Raw genomic sequence first — 18,399 nt, forward strand, 5'->3', positions numbered from 1 at the left:
GGAAGCCTGACTGCCGCGGGGCAGGCGAGCGGGCCAATGGTCGGCCCGAGCCTGGACGGCAACGGATTTGCCGCCATCGCTGATACCGACGACGGCGTCCTGGATGGCGACGCCCGCTGGGACCGCGCCGTTGGACCCATGCAGTTCATCCCCTCCACCTGGGAGCTTGCGGGACTTGACGGGAACGGTGACGGAGAAGCGGATCCCTTCAACATCGACGACGCCGCCCTCAGCGCGGCCGGGTACTTATGCGCCCATGGCCGCGACCTCACCGCCGCGAACGGATGGACTGATGCCATCTACTCCTACAACCAGTCCGATTCCTACGTGGACCAGGTGCGCCGCCAGGCCACCTCCTACGCCGAGAAGACGGGCACCACCGGATAAGGCAGCGCGGCTGCTGCCGTCCCGCCCGCAGTACCTCGGCTACCGGCGCAACGTCCCGGGATGGTGGCCGCGGCTCGGGTCCAGAGCCTGGTCCTCAGCCTCCCGTGCCGCGCTCCTGGGCGTTCGCCGGGCGAATAGAAAGCGCTGCTGCACCACGCAGCTGACGGTCAGGAGGGCGATTTCGGCAAGGATCTTGGCCGGCAGTGCTGCAACGGAGAGCGCGTCCAGGGCCGAGATCAGGCCATAGTTGGCGGCGAGGAGAACAAGAACCAGGCCGAAATAGCGCAGGGCGACGAGGAACAGTTCCGGGGCGCCGAATTCCAGGCCGAGCCGGCTGAACGGTGCCACCACTACGAAACCGATGACGGTGGACCTGATGTATGCGTTCGTCCCGGTCTGGGCCACCGAACAAAACGTGAGCGCCGCCGTCGTCGGACTGCTGCTGGCCCTCCGGGCTGCAGTGTCAGTCGCCAGCAGGGTGGGGCTTACCCGGCTGATCGGGCGCTTCGGACGCAAGGCGATGCTGATCGTGTCCATTGGCGCCGCAGTCCTATCCCTGGCCGCCCTTCCGCTCGTGGGTCCCTTTGGTGCCATTGCGGTGATGATCGGGCTGGGACTTGGGCTCGGCATTCCGCAACCGCTAACCATGGCCTGGGTGGTGTCCCTGACTGCGTCCTCAAGCCACGGAGCGGTCCTGGGCCTGCGCATGACGGTCAACCGGCTGGCGCAGATTACACTGCCCATCGCCGTCGGCTCTTTCGCCGCACCCCTTGGCGTGCTGGGGATATTCTGGGCCAACGCCGCGCTGCTCCTGGGAGCCATCGCGGTAGTCGCAGGGTCCGACGCCGGCCGGCCGCCTGAGGCTGAATAGGTTACGTCAGCTGGTGGGCAAGCGAGCGGGCAGGCGCCAGGATGCGGCTTACTGCTGCCGTTGCGGCGTCGACTGCTGGCGGGCGGGGGCATCCGCCGGGCAGAGCCGCAGTGCGAGCTCCTGCAGTTCCTTGGGGTGGAATGGCTTGGTCAGGTAGGCAGCAGCGCCGGAGGCCATTCCGGCCAGGATGTCGTCCTCCTCGGACCTGGCCGTGAGGAACAGCATGGGAGCGGTGCTTAAGGCACGGATTGCCCGGGCTACGACGTGCCCGTCCATGTCCGGCAGGCCAAGGTCCAGTGTGATCAGCGCAACCGATGGTTCAGCGGCCGCGGCAATTCCTTCGGCGCCGTTGGCGACCGAACGTACGGAAAAGCCTGCGCGGGTCAGGACCACCGTGATCAGACCGCGGATGTCGTCGTTGTCCTCGATGACAAGACAGATGCGTTTTGTTTCCATGAAAGCCCCTCAGCCAGCTTTGCCACCAGTGTACGGGGCCGGTGGGGTGGGTAAACCGTCAAAGCGACGTATTCCGCAACCCGCCCGTCGGTCATCTCAGCGGACACCTCGATGGCCGCCGCCGGCGGGGCCGGGTTCAGCCGTCGTATTGGGTCCGGGCCGGCCCCTGGCCCAGCGCATTCACCACGGCCGCGGCGACGATATGCAGCTTGGAATTACGGGTGCTGGACGCCGCTTTGAGGAGCTCGAATGCGTCCTGCTGGCTGCACCGGTTCTGGGCCATGATGATGCCCACCGCCATGTCGATCACCGTGCGTGATTCGAGGGTGGCACGCAGATGCGCCGCAGTCTCGCTGTAATGCGCGAAACGCACCGCAAGCCGCAGGGCCAGCGAGGTCTGGCGGACGAAATCCTCGGCAGCCTTCAGGACGCGGCCTTCGAAGCGGGAGGTCCGGTGGGAGTAGAGGAGCAGGGTGGCTTTGGTTTCCCCCTCCAGCCGGAATGGGATGGCCAGGACTGACCGGATGCCTTGGTCCAGGACGGCTTCGCAGTATCCGGGCCAGCGCGCTTCGTCTTTCACGTCAGCAACATGGACCGTCACCTGCTCCAGCGAGGCAGCCATGCCCGGGCTTTGCTCGGACTGGTATTCAATCTGGCTGACAGCGCGGGCAGCGGCGCCGCTGCTGGCAATGGTGGCCGCCTTGCGCTGACGCAGGAGAGTGATGCCGCACAGCACTTCGTCGCCGGGTTCGGAAAGGGTGCTGGCCGACACCCGGGCAAGCTCATCCAGGAACTCCTCCACGTCGGAGCTGTTGAGGAGTTCTTCGTGGAGGTGCTCGGTGATTGATGTAGCTGTTTTTGGTGTTGACTCGCTGGCCACGGTTCTTAGTGCCATTCGCTCAGGTCAAAGGAGCCGGTAACCCTCCGCACAACCCTGCCGTAGTGGCAAAAGGGTGGCGACGGTCGCTGGATCGACGAACTGTCCAACGGCCTGCTGCTAAACCGATATCCAGAAGTATATACAGGCCAGAGCCTTGGGAAGCGCCACAAGGCGGCCAGGCCAGGGGGACTCAGGGACTACCTGCTTACCGTGTGGGGGCACCGCCGGAGGATCCGGCAGTGAGGCCTCTGGGCTTGAAACTACAAGGAGTGCGGATGGTTCCTGAACGCTTGTGCGAAGATTCCCGGCGCATCGGACACCTCACCCCTCGTCGACGAAGACTGAGTACCCTGCCCCTCACCCAAGAGGTCGTGGCCGAGGAGGTCTGCAAAAGTCCAGTACTGCTACGCGTTGTTGGGATCACCAGCGCCGGGAAGTATGGGCGTCATCGATCAGCCGGAAGCAAGGTCCCTTAGTGGTTCCCGATGGCTGTGCGTCTCAGCATCTGTCTTTACCCCCAGCCCAAAGGAGTCTCTCTCATGCGCAAAATGACCAAGAAGAACAAGGTCTTGGCAGCAGCCGGTGCCCTGGCACTGGTGGCCGGCGGCGGCGGCGCTGCCTACGCCTACTGGACCACCACCGGCGACGGCTCAGGCGAAGCGACCAACTCGGAAGGCGGCGGCACGGTCACCCTGCACGCTGCGTTCGAGGGCGGACTGACGCCCGGAGACTCCCGCACGGTGACCTACACGGCGGACAACGCCGACCCGAACACCAGCACCCAGGTGGGGGTCCTGACCGCCAGTGTGAGCACGGACGTCGCGGGCTGCCTTCAGGCCTGGTTCGACGTCACTGCGGACACCAGCAACACCACGGTCGCGAAGAACTCGACCGACACAATTGTCGGCAGCGGAACCCTGACGTTCAATGACAGCGCAACGGTGGACCAGAGCGCTTGCAAGGGCGCCGTCGTCACGATCACTGTCGGCAGCGTCTAACAGTCTTCGCCGGCGGGAGGAGCAGGGGCCTTCCTGCCGGCGAATTCCACCGCCTCCCCCTCAATTCAGAACAGGCCAGAAGGGCTGAACGTGCAGAATGATTCTGGGTACTTCCGCACAGTCATGCGAAGAACCACCACCGCAGCGAAGGTGCTGTTGGTGGGTCTTGTGGTGATGCTCGTTTCGGCGGGCACTATCTTCGCGGCCAGCCAGGGCGGGAGCCAGGGCAACACCACAAAGGGCGTCACCATCCAGGTGAATCCCTCCAGCCGGACGGTTGACCGGGGCGACCCGGTCAACTATTCGGTGTCCCTGACCTCCACCAACGGGTTCAGCGGCAGCGTCACCCCCACTGTTTCGGGCCTGCCGGCCAGTACGACGGCGGCCTTCGCACCGGCGTCGGTGACGCTGGGTTCCGGTAAAACCGCCACAGTGGTGCTCACCGTAACGACGTCGGCAACCACTCCGGACGGCAAAGCGGACCTGACCATCGCCACGGCCGCCGGCGCAAGCCAGGCCGCCGCCGTCGTGGTCCAACTGCACGTCCTTTCGTCCAAGAAGTCCTTCACCATTTCCGGGAATCTGGGCACGCAGCTCACGCCGGGTGCCACGCTGCCGCTGAATCTTTCTTTTGCCAATCCCAACAACAAGAGCCTGGCGCTGACCAGCCTGTCCGTCGCCATCACCAGCATCACCCGGACGCAGGCGGCAGCGGCAGCAGCGCTTCCCTGCACGGCGTCGGACTACGTGGTGACCAACTACACCGGCTCCTATCCGTTCACGGTTCCTGTGGGCTCCAGCTCGCTCCAATCACTCGGCACCGCTCCTGCACTGTGGCCTAAAATCGCCATGCTGGACACGGCGCTGAACCAGGACGGCTGTAAGGGCGCCACCCTGCAGTTCTCGTACTCCGGAGCAGGAGAGGGGAACTGAGATGACACGCACAACGAAAACCACCCCCCAACGGCTGGCTGCTAAGACTGCGGCAGCAACCGTCGCCCTCTGCCTCGCCACGGGAGTGGGCGGAGCGTACGCCTACTGGGCCACGGTGGGTGCCGGATCCGGCGCCGCCACCAACGGCACCATGGCCACCGTCACCGTCGAGGCCCTCGTGGCGGGCGACAGCCCGCAGAACACCCTTGTCCCGGGCGGCACCGCCGATGTTGCCGTCCGGGCACACAACCCCAACGGCCACGCCGTGCAGGTCTACGCCATCCGCGGCAACGGGGCTGTGACGGTGGTCGGCAACCCCGCGGGCTGCCCCGGCACCGGAACCGGCGTGACTTTCGTTGAACCTGCCGTTCCGCTGGCCCCGACAGTGAGTATTCCGGCGAACTCGTCTGTGCTGATCACCCTGCAGGGCGCCGCCGCCATGTCCACGGCATCGCTGTCAGGCTGCCAGGGCGCCACGTTCAATCTGCCCGTCACTTTGGAGGCACGGAAATGAGCCGCCCTATCCCTCCCAGGCGGCCGGTGGTTGAGCCTGTCGAAACCAGGCCACGACTGCTCCGCCCGAATCGCCAGGCCCGGATGGCCGGCGTTATGGCTGTAGCCCTCGTCATTTCCTGGGGCGCCCCGGCGGCCAGCGCCTACTGGCAGACCCTCAGCAGCAACAACGGCGGCGCCGGGGCCGATGCCATCGTTGCCGTGGCCGCGCCGACGGCGTCCGCTTCGGCAGGTGCTGCCTCCGTCAGTTGGGCGGCAAGCACGACGGCGGCGGGCCGGCCTGTCTCTGGCTACACCGTTGCCCGCTACTCATCCGTAACCGGCGGTACCAAGGTTGCAGCTGGAGGAACCTGCGCTGGAACAGTCACCACGCTGAGCTGCAGCGAACCTGCCTTGCCTTCCGGCACCTGGTATTACACGGTTACACCTGTGCTCGGCTCGTGGGCGGGGCCGGAGTCTGCCCGCAGCGTGGGAGTCTTCGTCGCCGACACGACGAAGCCGGACCCGCCGGTGATCATCGCACCCGCATACGTCAACAGTCTCAACGTTTCAAGCGTCCCAGTCCGTGGCACCGCCGAGCCAAGTTCATCGGTGACAGTTACTGTTTCGGGGTCCGGTTCGCTTCCTGTCTCTAAGACGGTCGCTGCCACCGAGAGCGGAGACTGGACCACAGCCGATTTCAACCTCACGGCCTTCAGCCCCGGAGCCGTCACCTACACTGCCACCGCCAAGGATGCGGCAGGTAATGTGAGTGATCCCCGAATAGTGACGCGCACCAAGGACGTCTCCGTGCCAATTGCTTCCACAGTTAGCCTCGAAAACGGCGGAACGAGCGGCATCATGGATCTGGGGGACAAGATTTTCCTCAAGTTCAACGAGGCGCTTGACCCGTCAACAATCTGCAGCGGCTGGTCGGCGGCCGGCGGCAGCCAGACGGTGAACCAAGTGCTTGTTACCGTGGGTTCCGATGACGTCCTCCGCCTGACAACGGACGGCTGTACAACTATGAGGGTCGGGAAAGTTGGGCTTGTCGGCAATTATGCGGGCACAGACGGGTTGACCTTCACGGGATCATCCCTTTCATGGAACGTAACAGCGAATCAACTCACTATTACGCTCGGTACCGGTACCGGCTCGCCCCTGGACGTGAATGGCAACGTGAGACCCAACTACACCCCCGACGCCGGGATCGCGGACATCGCTGGCAATCCATTGTCCGCCGCGCAAATTGCCGGGACGAACTCCAAGTTGTAGCCCCCCAATCCAACGCCAGCCTCCAGGTGCCCTCCCGGAGGCTGGCGTTGTGCTGCGACTTGTGGGCAGAATGAAGCACACGTTGGCGCAGCCGACAGTGGACCCGAGACCAGCCGGCAAGGACGCCGCGGAGGGACAGGAACATGACCAGACTGCTCATCATCGGGCCGCCGGGCTCAGGGAAAGGCACCCAAGCGGTGCAGATCGCCAAGCACTTCCGCATTCCGACCGTATCCACGGGCGAAATCTTCCGGATCAACGTCAGCGACGAGACGCCGCTGGGCGTAGAGGCCGCCAAGTATCTCGACGACGGCGCTTTTGTCCCGGACCATCTCACCAACGCCCTGGTCAAGGACCGGCTCCTCGACGCCGATCTGCAGCCCGGATTCCTGCTGGACGGATACCCCAGGACAGCTCCCCAGATCATGGAACTGGACAACATACTGGCGTCCCAGGGCCACCGCCTCGACGCCGTGGTGGAACTCCGCGCACCGGATTCCGAACTGGAGCAACGGATGCTGCGGCGGGCCAAGGAACAAGGCCGGAAGGACGACACCATCGAAGTGTTCCGGCACCGGCTGGACCTCTACCACCGCGAAACCCACGAGGTCGTGGCGGTCTACGCCGGCCGGGGCATATTGGTTTCGGTGGATGGCAGCGGTGACCCAAGTGCCATCACCACACGTGCCATTGCCGCCGTCGAAAAGTTCCTGGCCACCCGGGTGTCCCCATGAGAATTGCAGTGACCGGAGGCAGCGGAAAACTGGGACGGCATGTGGTCCGCAGGCTGACCGACGACGGCCACCAGGTGCTGAACCTGGACCGGGCGGGGGAGCGGCACCGCGGGTTGGCAATCGTGGACCTGCGCAACTATGGCCAGGTCCTTGACGTGTTCCTCGGTCTCGACGACCGGCATGACGGCTTCGACGCAATCGTCCATCTGGGAGCCATTCCGGCGCCTGGCATCATCCCGGATGCCGCCACCTTCGAGAACAACATGCTCTCGACCTACAACGTCTTCCAGGCGGCGCGGCGGGCCGGCATCAAGAAGGTGGTTTACGCCTCCAGCGAGACGGTGCTGGGACTGCCGTTCGACGTCGACCCTCCCTACCTCCCGGTGGATGAGGAATACCCGGCCCGGCCCGAGAGCACGTACTCACTCGTGAAGCACCTCGAGGAGCAGATGGCGATCCAGCTGACGCGCTGGGATCCCGAGCTCAGCATTGCGGGCCTGCGGTTCTCCAACGTCATGGATCCTGAGGACTACGAACGGTTCCCGTCGTTCGATTCGGACGCCGGTGCGCGGAAGTGGAACCTCTGGGGCTACATCGACGGGCGCGACGGCGCACAGGCTGTGGCGCGTGCGCTGGAAAACGGCCAGCCCGGGTTCCAGGCATTCATCATCGCGAACGCGGACACTGTCATGACGCGTTCCAGCGCCAGCCTCGCCGCGGAGGTGTTCCCCAACGTCACCGTGACCAAGGAGTTGGGCGAACACGAGACCTTGCTGTCCATCGACAAGGCCCGGCGCCTGTTGGGCTACGAGCCTGAACACACGTGGCGGACCTACCACTCCAACAGGACCACGCCCACGGAAGACTGAATCGCGGAAGACTGAATCGCGGAAGGCTGATCGGAAGGGTAGGCGGGGGAGGGCGGTCCCTCAAGAATTCCGCAGGCGCCGAAGGGTTGGCGCAAGATCAGCTCAATTCCCGGCCGCGGCGCGTGGCGGGCTCCTAATCTGGTGATAGGCGGGGATTTGTTGCCGCCAGCATCAATCCAGACCGTCACACTAGGACCCCGCCATGCGCACCTTCCGTTTTGTGCTGACCGCTGCCGCCATGCTGATTTCTGTTGTGGCCCTGACCGCCTCGGGCCTGCCCGCCGCCGCCGTTGCATCGCCCGTTGCCCCGGGTGGCAAAGAAGCAAGCGTCCGCTATCTGGTCCGCTTCACCGCGGAAACGGACGTCCCGGCCGAGGCGGCGCGCCTCAAGTCCCAGGGCCTCGGCATCGGCCGCTCCTTTTCGCACGCCCTGCGTGGCGCCGTGGTCACGGCGACGCCGGCGCAAGCCGCGGCATTGTCCCGTGCGGCGGGCGTCGCGTCGGTTGAAGTGGATGCGCCCATCACACTCTCCGCAACGCAGCAGCCCGCGCCATGGGGGTTGGACCGCGTGGACCAGCGGCCCCTGCCCCTTTCGGGTTCCTACACCTGGACCGCCGCCGGCGCCGGAGTCAACGCGTACGTGGTGGACACCGGCGTGCTCGCGTCGCACTCAGAGTTTGCCGGCCGCGTGGCAGCAGGCTGGACAGCAGTGGCCGATGGCCGCGGATCCGGCGACTGTAACGGCCACGGCACCCATGTGGCCGGAACGGTGGCCGGAACCACCTACGGCGTGGCCAAGGCGGCGACGATCGTCCCCGTCCGGGTGCTGGACTGCACCGGCTCCGGCTTCAACTCCGACGTCGTTGCCGGCCTGGACTGGATCGCCGCCAACCACGCCGCGGGAACCCCCGCCGTGGTGAACATGAGCCTGGGCGGAGTGGCCAGCGCGGCCGTGGATTCGGCGCTCCAAGGTGTCATTAACGACGGCGCTACTGCAGTGGTTGCCGCCGGCAACTCTGCCGCGGACGCCTGCGGGAGCTCGCCGGCGCGGCTCCCCGCAGCGGTCACGGTGGCAGCCAGCGATTCCGCCGACCGTCAGGCCTCCTTCTCCAACTTCGGTTCCTGCGTGGATCTGTATGCACCCGGCGTCGGTATTGTCTCCGCCTCGTACAGCTCGGCCACCGCAACCGCTTCCATGTCCGGCACATCCATGGCAGCGCCCCACACGGCCGGCGCCGCGGCCGTGTTGCTGTCCCAGAACCCGGCGCTCACGCCCGCCCAGGTCGCTGCGTCGTTGGCCTCGAACGCCACTGCCGGCGCCATCACGGGCATCGGCACCGGAACGCCGAACCGCCTGCTGTACGCCGCCGCACCGGCACCGGCACCTGCGCCCGCACCGGCTCCCGTGGCGCCTGCCCCCACAGTTACGGCCAAATCACCCGCAGCACAGTCGACGGCGGTGCCCGTGGCCAGCAACGTGACGGCCACGTTCAGCAAGGCCGTCCAGGGTGTTGGTGCCGGAACGTTTGTGCTCCGGAACGCCGCCGGCACCGCCATCCCGGCAACGGTCAGCTACAACGCCACAACCAAAACGGCCACCCTCGATCCCTCCGCCAACCTGGCCGCGGATGCCACCTTCACGGCGACGCTGGTGGGCGGCGCCACCGCCATCCGCGACACCGCAGGCACGCCCTTGGCCGGCACGAGCTGGACGTTCACCACCGGCCCGGCGCCCACGGTCACAGGGTTCACTCCGGGCAGCAACTCCCAACTCGTCAGGCGGAACAACAACCTTTCGGTGACCTTCAGTGAGCCGGTCCAGGGCGTCAGCGCCGCCACGTTCACGGTGAAGAACGCCGCCACCGGGGCCGTGGTCACGGCCGCCGTCTTCCGCAACGGCACCACCAATCAGTGGATCCTGGACCCGCAGAACACCTTGGCAGCCAAGACGAAATACACGGTGACTGTAACCGGCGGCGGGACGTCCATCCGCGACCTCGCAGGGAATCAGTTGGCCACGAAGACGTGGCAGTTCACCACGGGTTCGTTCTAGCTGTCGGTGGTGGAAAGGGAGGCCGATGGCGGCAATTGGGGGGCGCCGTCGGCCTCTGTTGTGTGCTGCGGGGTTGTGTGCCGCGGGGTTGTGTGCTGAGGGGAAGCATCCGGCGACTCGCCATGGTTGTGCTCGGACCAGATATAGCCCACTTCCTCAGCGAACTGTTCCACGATCCTGCTCATGGCGGCATGGGCGGCGCCGGCCTCACCGCGCTGGATGGCGCTGGCCACGTCAACGTGCAGCTGCAGTGCTTCGTGGTGGGGCAGGTGTGGCATCAGGCCGTGCTCCGTCCGGCCGGTCAGGACCTCTGTCACAAGTGACTGGAACTGCGCAAACATGGCGTTGCCTGATGCGTTGAGGACGGCGGCATGGAACTCCACGTCCAGCAGGAGGAATTCCTCCTGCGCTCCGCGCTGGCCCGCGGCCCACAACCGCGCAGCCAGTGAGACAAGATCGCTGCCGGCATCCCAGGACGCCCGTTCGGCTGCGAGCCGGGCAGCTTGTGGTTCGATCGCGCCACGGAGTTCGTTGAGGGCCTGAAGCTGCTCCAGACGCCGGGACGAGGCCAGCCGCCAACGGATCACCTGGGGATCGTAAAGGTTCCAGGCCTCTTCGGGCTGCACCACGGTGCCGAACCGCCTGCGGGATGCCAGCATGCCTTTGGATGACAGAACGCGGGCGGCTTCCCGGACCACGGAGCGGGAGACCTTGTGCTGCGCCTCCAGCTCGTCCAGCCGCACTACCGAATTCGGCGCGAGGGACCCCTCCGCAATGGCGAGTCCCAGGCTCTGGACCAACGCAGTATGCCGGTCGGTAGGGGACTCCGCCTTTGGGGTTTTCATAGATAAATCATACTGGTTGCCAAAAGGGGTTGTTTAAGTCTGCCTTATTTACCTATGCTCTCTTCCAGAGCAGATGTAAAGATGCATTTGTAGATGGCTGGACAGTGACGTCAGCCTGGAAGCAAGGGAGTCGTCATGAAGCGACGTTCAGTAATGAAGTACGCGGCAGTCGCCGCGGCACTTTCCATGGGGCTCACCGCCTGCGGCGGAGGCAGCGGCAGCAGCGACGCCAAGGAATCCGGCATCGTCCGGGTAACTCTCGCAAACCACGTCTGGACCGAAGGCATCAAGGCCGCCATCCCGGAATTCGAGAAATCCTCGGGGCTCAAGGTGGAACTGACCCAGCTGGGCGAAGACCAGCTCTCGGACCAGTACAACGTCAAGCTCAACGCAGGCAGCGACGAGATCGACGTGATGATGTACCGCCCGCTCCAGGAAGGCAAGGCGTTCGCGAAGAACGGCTACCTCGCGGACCTGACCAGCAAGGTCTCCTCGGATTCCGGCTGGGACTGGAAGGACTACCAGGAGGGACCGGTCAAGGCCACCACCGCGGACGGCAAGGTTGTGGGCGTCCCCATCATCACCGAGCGCGAAGTCCTCTACTACCGCAAGGACCTGCTCAAGGCCGCCGGCCTTGAGGTCCCCAAGACCATGGAGGAGCTTGAGGCGGCCGCCAAGGCCATCAAGGAAGCCAACGCGGACACGGCCGGCTTTGTGGCCCGCACCGGCAAGTCCGCCGCCGTCACCCAGTTCTCCAGCTTCCTGTACAGCTTCGGCGGCGACTTCACCGACTCCAGCGGCAAGTCCACCGTCAACTCGGCAGCCGCCAAAGAGGCCTACGCGTACTACGGCGGCCTGATCAAGAACTACGGCCCCGCCAACGTCAGCACGGATATGAGCTGGCCCGAGGCGATGGCCATCTTCACACAGGGCAAGGCCGCCTTCTACACCGAGGCGGACTCGCTCTACAAGAACGCCACCGATCCGGCCAAGTCCAAGGTGGCCGAGACGGTCGGGTTCGCCGCCCTGCCCGCCGGTCCCGCCGGTTCCAAGCCGTACAACATCCCGTCCTGGGGCCTGGCAGTGAACGAGGCCTCGGGCAACCAGGACAACGGCTGGAAGTTCATCCAGTGGGCCACCAGCAAGGAACGCACCCTGGCCGCGCAGAAGGCCGGCGTCCCCGGACCCCGAGCCTCCGTCTGGGCTGACTCCGCGGGAACCTCCACGTACCCGAAGGACCTGGCCGAAGCCATTGCCGCCAGCGCCAAAAACGGTGTGGGCCACGACCGTCCCGAGGTAGTCACCGTAGGCAAGGCCCGCGAAATCGTGGGCGAGCCGATCGTTGCCAGCATCACCGGCGCCGACGCGTCCGCCGCAGCAGACTCGGCCCACGTGGCCTTCCAGAAGTTCCTGGACAGCGAAAAGAAGTAACGCACGCGGTGCACGGGGCCTCAGCCAATGAGGCCCGGTGCACGCAACAGCCCCGGCGGGACGGCAGTGACGCTGCCGTCCCGCCCCGGCCATTCTTCACCCCCCAACTCCTTAGGTGAACCATGTCTGTAATGACTCCTCCCCGCAGCGCAGCCCGGAACGCAGGCCGTGCTCCCGGTGCCCGCGAAAAATTCTCTGACTGGGCCAACCGGCACCGCAAATGGCTCTTCGCAGCCCCGGCGATGGCCTTCGTCGGCGTCCTGATCATCTTCCCGCTGGCCTGGACGCTGTACCTGAGCCTCACCGATTCGCAGGGCTCCGTCCGCGCAGCCACCGAATTCATCGGCCTGGAAAACTACCTGACGGTCCTGTCCGACGTCGAACGCTTCTGGCCCGCTGTGGGCCGCACACTCACCTTCACCGGAATTGCCCTGGTCTGCGAAGTGGCGCTCGGCATGGGCATCGCCCTGCTGCTCTGGCGGCCCTTCCGCGGCGAAAAGTGGGTCCGCGTGGCCATCCTGCTGCCGCTCGTGGCAACCCCGGTGGCCGTCGGCATGATGTGGCGGCTGATCTTCGACCCCAACATCGGGTTCGCGAACCAGCTGCTCGCCGCTGTGGGCATCCCCGCCCAGCCCTGGCTCTCCGGCCAGGACACCGCGCTCGGCACCACCATCTTCATGGACGTGTGGCAGTGGACCCCCATGGTGGTCCTGATCCTGCTCGCCGGCCTGACCTCCCTTTCCGAGGAGCCCGACGAGGCGGCACGCATGGACGGAGCCAACGCGTTCCAGCGCTTTTTCTTCATCACGCTGCCCCTGATGATGCCCACGGTGATTGTGGCCATCCTGCTCCGGGGCATCGACGCCCTGAAGACCTTCGACATCCTGTACGCCACCAAGGGCAAGGGCGGCGGGTCCTTCCACGAAGTGGAGACCCTGAACGTCTACGCCTACGGGCTGAGCTTCGACTACAACCAGTACGGGCTGTCCTCCGCGGTGCTGATCCTGTTCTTCATGATCATCATCGGCTCCATGTGGCTGCTGACCATGCGCAAGAAAGCGGTAAGCAAATGACCGTTCTGTCAGAAAACACAGAAAACACCAAAGCCCAAGCGTCCGCCGGGCAGCCCCGGCAGCCCCGGCCGGTCCGCCGGCCGAAGAAGCCCCTCGGCACCCGCGCCTACAAGGTCTTCCGCGTCGCGGCCCTGATCGCCGTGGTGCTGTTCCTGGTGGCACCGCTGTTCTGGATGCTGCTGGCCTCGCTGAAGACCAACGTTGACATCTACGACACCGCCAAATCGTTCATCTTCAGCCCCACGTTCGAGAACTACGCAAACGTGCTGCAGCGCAACAACTACTTCGTCTTCATCTTCAACAGCTTCTGGGTGGCCTTTGTCTCCACGGCCCTGTCGCTGGTGCTGGGAGTCCCGGCCGCGTACGCCATGAGCCGGTTCACCATGCACCGCTCGGCCCTGGTGGTCCTGATGGCCCGCGTCATCCCGGGCGTCTCGCTGCTGGTGCCCTGGTACTACGTGTTCTCCAACCTGAAAATGGTGGGCGGGTTCGAGGTGCTGATCCTCAGCCACATGTTCGTTGCCCTGCCGCTGATCGTCTACATCATGATGAGCTACTTCGATTCGCTCCCGCTGGAACTGGAGGAATCGGCGCAGGTGGACGGACTCACCCCCATCGGCGCGTTCCAGCGCATCACCCTGCCGCTGTCCGTGGCCGGCATGGCCACTGCCGGCATCCTGTCCTTCATCTTCTCGTGGAACAACTTCATGTTCGCCCTGGTGCTCTCCGGGTCCAAGACCAAGACGCTGCCGGTGGCGATCTTCGACTTCGTCTCCTACGCGAGCATCGACTGGGGCGGACTCATGGCGGCCGCCACCGTGGTGACCATCCCCATCATGATCATTGCGCTCTTCACGCAGAAGTACATCGTCTCCGGCATGACCGCCGGAGCTACCAAGGGCTAGGTCCGGCATGACACTCATCAGCAGAATTGAAACCTTCCTCGTCGCGCCGCGGTGGCTGTTTGTCCGGATCGAGACCGAGAGCGGGATTGTCGGCTGGGGCGAGGCAACCTGCGAGGGGCGCAGCGAAACGGTCCGCACCGCCGTCGGGCAGCTCTCGGAGCTGCTGATCGGCAACGACGCCCTCCGGATCGAGGACCACTGGCAGGTCATGACCAAAGGTTCCTTCTACCGCGGCGGACCCATCCTGGCCAGCGCCGTCTCGGGACTGGACCAGGCACTGTGGGACATCGCGGGCAAGCACTTCAACACCCCCGTGCACCAGCTCCTGGGCGGCCACGTCCGCGACAGGATCCGGATGTACGGCTGGGTGGGCGGGGATGAGCCGAACGAGGTGGCGGACCAGATCAGCGCCCAGCTGGAAGTGGGCCTGACCGCCGTCAAGATGAATGCCAGCGGCCGGATGAGCCCCGTCGCCTCGGTGGCCGAGATCGACGGCGTCGTCCGCCGTGTTGCCGCGGCCCGCGAGGTGCTGGGGGACCACCGTGACGTCGCGGTTGACTTCCACGGCCGCTTCAGCCTCGCCAACGCCCGCCGGGTGGCGCCGCTGCTGGAACCGTACCGGCCGTTCTTCCTCGAGGAACCCGTCGTCCCGGAAAACACGCACCTGCTGCGCGAATTCACCTCGTCAACCACGACGCCGGTTTCCACCGGTGAGCGGCTCTACAGCCGGCAGGAATTCCTGCCCGCCCTGCAGGCCGGCATCGCCGTGGCCCAGCCGGACCTTTCGCACGCCGGCGGCATCACCGAGGTCCGCAAGATCGCCTCGTTGGCGGAGATCTACGACGTCCAGCTGGCCCCGCACTGCCCCCTGGGGCCGCTGGCCCTGGCGGCGTGCCTGCAGGTGGGCTTCGCGACGCCCAACTTCCTGATCCAGGAACAGAGCATCGGCATCCACTACAACAAGGGCGCCGAAGTCCTGGACTACGTGGTGGACAAGTCCCCGCTGAAGTTCGTGGACGGCCACATTGAACGGCTGACCGGTCCCGGCCTCGGCATTGAAATCGACGAGGCCGTGGTCCGCGCGGCGGACAAGCGCGGCCATGCCTGGCGCGGGCCGGTCTGGCGCCACTCGGACGGATCCTTTGCAGAATGGTAAACAACATGACTGACAGCACTGACGTTTCTGACAGCACGAACAGCACGAACAGCACGAACATCACGCCCGAAAGCCTGCTGGCCGGAATCCGGGAGTCGCGGCTCGTGGGAATCGTGCGCGGCACCGACGGCAAGGCCGCGGCGCAGGCCGCCCTCGCCGCGATGGCGGAAGGGTTCACGTTCGTCGAGATCGCCCTGACCACGCCGGGGGCGCTGGATGCCATCCGCGAGGTCCGTGCCGCCGCACCGGCGGGCTGCTACGTCGGCGGCGGAACCGTCCTGACGGTTCAGGACGTGGACAACGTCGCCGAGGCCGGCGGCCAGTTCATGGTCACGCCGTCCCTGGCCGCATCCATCCAGGAATCGGCGCGGCGGGGAATCCCGGTGCTGGCCGGTGCCCTGACGCCCAGCGAGGCGTACGAAGCGATGAACCGCGGGGCCACAGCCATCAAGCTGTTCCCCGCCTCCATCGGCGGCCCCGGCTACCTCAAGGCGCTGCGCGATCCCTTCCCCGGGATCCCGTTCATCGCCGTCGGCGGCGTGGGCATTGACGAAGCGGCGGGCTACTGGGAAGCCGGCGCGATCGCCGTCGGACTTGGCGGACCGCTGTTCGGCGATGCCGGCTCCGGCGGTGACCTGGCCCCGATGCGCGGGCGTGCCCGCGCGTTTGTGGACCTGGCGGACTCCTTTGCCCGCCGGACGGCCGCGGCGACCGTAGCGACCGCCGCAGCAACCGCCGCCGCGGGCGTGCGGTGAGCGCCGCCGTCGACCTCCTCACGTTCGGCGAATCCATGGTGTCGCTGCGGTCCGCCGGGCCGCTGTCCGCCGGCGGAAGCCTGGCCATGCACGTGGCGGGTGCCGAATCGAACGTCGCCGTGGGGGTTGCGCGGCTGGGACACACAGTCGCGTGGGCCGGTGCAGTCGGCGCCGATCCGCACGGCGAATTCATCCTGCGGCAGCTCCGCTCCGAGGGTATCGGGACGCAGTGCCGGGTGGATCCGTCCCGCAGCACGGGCGTGATGTTCCTCGAGCAGCGGACCGCGGACGTCACCCGGGCCTTCTACTACCGCGCGGGTTCGGCCGGTTCCACCGTCAGCCGGGACGACGTGGACAGTGCCCTCGGTGCCGGTCCGCGTGTGCTGCACCTGACCGGCATCACCCCCGCGCTCAGCCCGGAAGCCCGGAAGGCGTTTGAATACGCTGCCGAGCGCGCCGCAGCCGACGGTGTGGTGGTCTCCCTCGACGTCAATTACCGCGGCCGGCTCTGGTCCCGGGACGAGGCCCGCGCCGTGCTGGGCCCCATCGCCCGGCACGCCAGCATCCTGATAGCGTCCGACGACGAGCTGGACCTCGTGGCGTCCGCCGCCTTGAGCGGCTCCGATTCCATGGGGTACGACGACGCCGAAACCGCGCTCGCTGCCTCGTTGCTGGAGCAGGGGGTTGGGGAAGTCGTGGTCAAGCGGGGAGCAGCCGGCGCCGGGGTCCATACCGCCTCCGGAAGGTTCGAGGCTCCCGCCGTCGCGGTGACAAGCATCGATACCGTGGGCGCGGGGGACGCCTTCACGGCCGGCTACCTCTCTGCCCTGCTCGACGGCGAGGACGTTGCCGGCCGCCTGCAGCGCGGCGCCGTTATGGGGGCTTTCGCCGTCAGCACGGCCGGCGACTGGGAGGGCCTGCCCAGCCGGGCCGAGCTCGCCATGCTGGGCGCCACCGCCAGCGGAACCACCCAGCGGTAGCGGCGGTGGTTGAGACTGCTCCCGGTGGTTGAGCCTGTCGAAACCCGGCGTCTGGGCTTGCATTCCCTGTGCTTCCATTCCTTGGGCGCCGGGCAGGCAGGTACTGACAGTGCCTGCCGCCCGGGACCGCGGGCGCTTACCGTAGGGGTATGGGAGACGTGCGCGCGGACATCAAGGAGTTTCTAAGTTCCAGGCGGGCGCGGATTTCGCCCGAGGAGGCCGGGTTGCCTGCGTACGGCGGGAATCGGCGGGTCGCCGGCCTGCGCCGTGAGGAAGTGGCGATGCTGGCCGGTGTGTCCGTGGACTATTACGTGCGCCTGGAACGCGGCAACCTCGCCGGGGCGTCCGAAAGCGTGCTGGATGCCCTCGCACGCACGCTGAAGCTGGACGAAGCCGAGCGGGAGCATCTTTTTGACCTCGCCCGCGCCGCCGGGCCGGCGCGCAGGAGCCGGAGCAAGCCGTCCGGTACTGTCCGCCCTGAAGTCCAGCAGGTCCTCGATGCAATGGCTGACGCGCCGGCGTGGGTCCGCAACGGCCGCCATGACATCCTGGCTGCAAACCGGATGGGGCGGGCACTTTATGCACCTGTGTTCAAAAGCGCGCACCGGCCCGTGAACACCACCCGGTTTACGTACCTTGACCCGGCGGCCCGGGAGTTCTGGCGAGATTATGATCAGATCGCCAACGATGCCGCGGCGATGCTCCGGCTTGAAGCAGGCCGCCACCCGCACGACCCCGACCTGATCCGGCTCGTTGGCGAGCTGTCGACGCAGAGCGAGCTGTTCAGGGACCGGTGGGCTTCCCGGGACGTGGTCTTCCACCGCAGCGGGCTTAAGCGGCTGCATCACCCGGTGGTGGGTGACCTTGACCTGAACTACCAGTCCATGGAGCTGCCCAGCGAGCCGGGCCTGGTGCTGAACGTGTACACCGCGCCCGCCGGTTCCCCGACGGCTGACGCCTTGCAGCTCTTGGCCTCCTGGGCTGCCACGCACGACGAGGCCTCTGCAGAACCGGCACCAACTGCAAAACACCCGTAGTATCGCCGCCTGCGGCCCAACTGCGGGTGCCCTGCCGTCTTCCTACTTCGTCGAGGGGTATTCGTCGGCTGTGAGCTTGCTGCCCCAGACCGTTTCGGGATCCGCGCTGTCCTCGGGCGCTTCCCACAGGGCGAGATGGCGTCACTGCCGAGAACCAGCAGGGACGGCGGGTTCGCACTTTCGGCGACCGCCAGGATGGCTTCCGCCGCCTTGGCCGGGTCGCCCGGCTGCGTGCCGTGCATGGTGACGTTAATCCCGTGCGTTTCCTC

At 66.3% G+C, this 18,399-nt stretch carries 20 protein-coding genes; 16 read left to right on the forward strand and 4 right to left on the reverse strand.

The features are described from left to right. Nucleotides 1-387 (forward strand): lytic transglycosylase domain-containing protein (locus tag V6M49_RS04550; protein WP_332760250.1); only part of this gene is annotated, 387 nt, incomplete at its 5' end. Between the two features lie 39 nt (nt 388-426). Here V6M49_RS04550 and V6M49_RS04555 read toward each other — a convergent pair. Continuing rightward, complete coding sequence (locus tag V6M49_RS04555; RefSeq protein ID WP_332760251.1) at nt 427-738, reverse strand: hypothetical protein; 312 nt, start codon at nt 736-738, stop codon at nt 427-429. A 10-nt stretch (nt 739-748) separates the two neighbouring features. Between V6M49_RS04555 and V6M49_RS04560 the strand changes: the two genes are divergently transcribed. Next, on the forward strand, nt 749-1,258 hold the full coding sequence (locus V6M49_RS04560) for an MFS transporter (RefSeq protein ID WP_332760252.1): 510 nt from the start codon (nt 749-751) through the stop codon (nt 1,256-1,258). 48 nt (nt 1,259-1,306) lie between these two features. On the opposite strand, the gene V6M49_RS04565 is transcribed toward V6M49_RS04560, so the two are convergent. After that, nucleotides 1,307-1,714, reverse strand: a complete 408-nt coding sequence (locus tag V6M49_RS04565; protein ID WP_248758623.1) for a response regulator transcription factor — start codon at nt 1,712-1,714, stop codon at nt 1,307-1,309. Nucleotides 1,715-1,850: 136 nt separating this feature from the next. Beyond that, nucleotides 1,851-2,594, reverse strand: coding sequence for a GAF and ANTAR domain-containing protein (locus tag V6M49_RS04570; protein ID WP_141142200.1), 744 nt, complete (start codon nt 2,592-2,594; stop codon nt 1,851-1,853). Between the two features lie 539 nt (nt 2,595-3,133). Between V6M49_RS04570 and V6M49_RS04575 the strand changes: the two genes are divergently transcribed. The 7 genes from V6M49_RS04575 (at nt 3,134) to V6M49_RS04605 (ending at nt 9,948) form a co-directional block, all read left to right on the forward strand. Then, nucleotides 3,134-3,592 (forward strand): hypothetical protein, encoded by a 459-nt coding sequence (locus tag V6M49_RS04575; protein ID WP_332760254.1) that lies wholly within the window; start codon nt 3,134-3,136, stop codon nt 3,590-3,592. A 90-nt stretch (nt 3,593-3,682) separates the two neighbouring features. Continuing rightward, complete coding sequence (locus V6M49_RS04580) at nt 3,683-4,525, forward strand: hypothetical protein (RefSeq protein WP_332760255.1); 843 nt, start codon at nt 3,683-3,685, stop codon at nt 4,523-4,525. 1 nt (nt 4,526) lies between these two features. Beyond that, the gene (locus V6M49_RS04585; protein WP_332760256.1) at nt 4,527-5,039 is read left to right on the forward strand and encodes a hypothetical protein; all 513 of its coding nucleotides are present in this window, start codon (nt 4,527-4,529) and stop codon (nt 5,037-5,039) included. 95 nt (nt 5,040-5,134) lie between these two features. Then, nucleotides 5,135-6,292 (forward strand): hypothetical protein, encoded by a 1,158-nt coding sequence (locus V6M49_RS04590; protein WP_332760257.1) that lies wholly within the window; start codon nt 5,135-5,137, stop codon nt 6,290-6,292. A gap of 143 nt (nt 6,293-6,435) precedes the next feature. Beyond that, nucleotides 6,436-7,026: an adenylate kinase gene (locus tag V6M49_RS04595; RefSeq protein WP_141141629.1), complete on the forward strand. Its 591-nt coding sequence runs from the start codon at nt 6,436-6,438 to the stop codon at nt 7,024-7,026. Further along, the gene (locus tag V6M49_RS04600; RefSeq protein ID WP_332760260.1) at nt 7,023-7,895 is read left to right on the forward strand and encodes an NAD-dependent epimerase/dehydratase family protein; all 873 of its coding nucleotides are present in this window, start codon (nt 7,023-7,025) and stop codon (nt 7,893-7,895) included. The genes V6M49_RS04595 and V6M49_RS04600 overlap by 4 nt, the downstream gene beginning before the upstream one ends. Before the next feature lie 202 nt (nt 7,896-8,097). Then, nucleotides 8,098-9,948 (forward strand): S8 family serine peptidase, encoded by a 1,851-nt coding sequence (locus tag V6M49_RS04605; RefSeq protein WP_332760261.1) that lies wholly within the window; start codon nt 8,098-8,100, stop codon nt 9,946-9,948. On the opposite strand, the gene V6M49_RS04610 is transcribed toward V6M49_RS04605, so the two are convergent. Continuing rightward, nucleotides 9,945-10,793, reverse strand: a complete 849-nt coding sequence (locus tag V6M49_RS04610; RefSeq protein WP_332760262.1) for a FadR/GntR family transcriptional regulator — start codon at nt 10,791-10,793, stop codon at nt 9,945-9,947. The two genes, V6M49_RS04605 and V6M49_RS04610, sit on opposite strands and share 4 nt — an antisense overlap. A 135-nt stretch (nt 10,794-10,928) precedes the next feature. On the opposite strand from V6M49_RS04610, the gene V6M49_RS04615 reads away from it, so the two are divergent. The 7 genes from V6M49_RS04615 (at nt 10,929) to V6M49_RS04645 (ending at nt 18,130) form a co-directional block, all read left to right on the forward strand. Next, nucleotides 10,929-12,224 carry an ABC transporter substrate-binding protein gene (locus V6M49_RS04615; protein ID WP_332760264.1) on the forward strand — a complete coding sequence of 432 codons (1,296 nt, stop codon included), beginning with the start codon at nt 10,929-10,931 and terminating at the stop codon, nt 12,222-12,224. Nucleotides 12,225-12,355: 131 nt separating this feature from the next. Beyond that, on the forward strand, nt 12,356-13,297 hold the full coding sequence (locus V6M49_RS04620) for a carbohydrate ABC transporter permease (RefSeq protein ID WP_141141625.1): 942 nt from the start codon (nt 12,356-12,358) through the stop codon (nt 13,295-13,297). Then, nucleotides 13,294-14,202, forward strand: coding sequence for a carbohydrate ABC transporter permease (locus V6M49_RS04625; RefSeq protein WP_332760266.1), 909 nt, complete (start codon nt 13,294-13,296; stop codon nt 14,200-14,202). Before V6M49_RS04620 ends, V6M49_RS04625 begins: the two co-directional genes overlap by 4 nt. 7 nt (nt 14,203-14,209) lie before the next feature. Continuing rightward, nucleotides 14,210-15,358: a galactonate dehydratase gene (gene dgoD, locus V6M49_RS04630; RefSeq protein WP_104060565.1), complete on the forward strand. Its 1,149-nt coding sequence runs from the start codon at nt 14,210-14,212 to the stop codon at nt 15,356-15,358. Nucleotides 15,359-15,363: 5 nt separating this feature from the next. Next, nucleotides 15,364-16,113, forward strand: coding sequence for a bifunctional 4-hydroxy-2-oxoglutarate aldolase/2-dehydro-3-deoxy-phosphogluconate aldolase (locus V6M49_RS04635; RefSeq protein ID WP_332760267.1), 750 nt, complete (start codon nt 15,364-15,366; stop codon nt 16,111-16,113). Then, nucleotides 16,110-17,093 (forward strand): sugar kinase, encoded by a 984-nt coding sequence (locus V6M49_RS04640; protein WP_332760269.1) that lies wholly within the window; start codon nt 16,110-16,112, stop codon nt 17,091-17,093. The genes V6M49_RS04635 and V6M49_RS04640 overlap by 4 nt, the downstream gene beginning before the upstream one ends. 149 nt (nt 17,094-17,242) lie before the next feature. Further along, a complete protein-coding gene (locus tag V6M49_RS04645) occupies nt 17,243-18,130 on the forward strand; it encodes a helix-turn-helix transcriptional regulator (RefSeq protein WP_332760271.1) in 888 nt (295 codons plus the stop codon). The last annotated feature ends 269 nt before the right edge of the window (nt 18,131-18,399 follow it).

The organism is Pseudarthrobacter sp., assembly GCF_036675385.1.
GTDB lineage: Bacteria > Actinomycetota > Actinomycetes > Actinomycetales > Micrococcaceae > Arthrobacter.

What these genes read in the sequence shown, in the direction of transcription:
- V6M49_RS04560 (WP_332760252.1), top strand. Translation starts at nt 749, where the DNA reads ATGACGGTGGACCTGATGTATGCGTTCGTCCCGGTCTGGGCCACCGAA.
- V6M49_RS04565 (WP_248758623.1), bottom strand. Translation starts at nt 1,714, where the DNA reads ATGGAAACAAAACGCATCTGTCTTGTCATCGAGGACAACGACGACATC.
- V6M49_RS04575 (WP_332760254.1), top strand. Translation starts at nt 3,134, where the DNA reads ATGCGCAAAATGACCAAGAAGAACAAGGTCTTGGCAGCAGCCGGTGCC.
- V6M49_RS04585 (WP_332760256.1), top strand. Translation starts at nt 4,527, where the DNA reads ATGACACGCACAACGAAAACCACCCCCCAACGGCTGGCTGCTAAGACT.
- V6M49_RS04590 (WP_332760257.1), top strand. Translation starts at nt 5,135, where the DNA reads ATGGCTGTAGCCCTCGTCATTTCCTGGGGCGCCCCGGCGGCCAGCGCC.
- V6M49_RS04595 (WP_141141629.1), top strand. Translation starts at nt 6,436, where the DNA reads ATGACCAGACTGCTCATCATCGGGCCGCCGGGCTCAGGGAAAGGCACC.
- V6M49_RS04600 (WP_332760260.1), top strand. Translation starts at nt 7,023, where the DNA reads ATGAGAATTGCAGTGACCGGAGGCAGCGGAAAACTGGGACGGCATGTG.
- V6M49_RS04605 (WP_332760261.1), top strand. Translation starts at nt 8,098, where the DNA reads ATGCGCACCTTCCGTTTTGTGCTGACCGCTGCCGCCATGCTGATTTCT.
- V6M49_RS04610 (WP_332760262.1), bottom strand. Translation starts at nt 10,793, where the DNA reads ATGAAAACCCCAAAGGCGGAGTCCCCTACCGACCGGCATACTGCGTTG.
- V6M49_RS04615 (WP_332760264.1), top strand. Translation starts at nt 10,929, where the DNA reads ATGAAGCGACGTTCAGTAATGAAGTACGCGGCAGTCGCCGCGGCACTT.
- V6M49_RS04620 (WP_141141625.1), top strand. Translation starts at nt 12,356, where the DNA reads ATGACTCCTCCCCGCAGCGCAGCCCGGAACGCAGGCCGTGCTCCCGGT.
- V6M49_RS04625 (WP_332760266.1), top strand. Translation starts at nt 13,294, where the DNA reads ATGACCGTTCTGTCAGAAAACACAGAAAACACCAAAGCCCAAGCGTCC.
- dgoD (WP_104060565.1), top strand. Translation starts at nt 14,210, where the DNA reads ATGACACTCATCAGCAGAATTGAAACCTTCCTCGTCGCGCCGCGGTGG.
- V6M49_RS04635 (WP_332760267.1), top strand. Translation starts at nt 15,364, where the DNA reads ATGACTGACAGCACTGACGTTTCTGACAGCACGAACAGCACGAACAGC.
- V6M49_RS04645 (WP_332760271.1), top strand. Translation starts at nt 17,243, where the DNA reads ATGGGAGACGTGCGCGCGGACATCAAGGAGTTTCTAAGTTCCAGGCGG.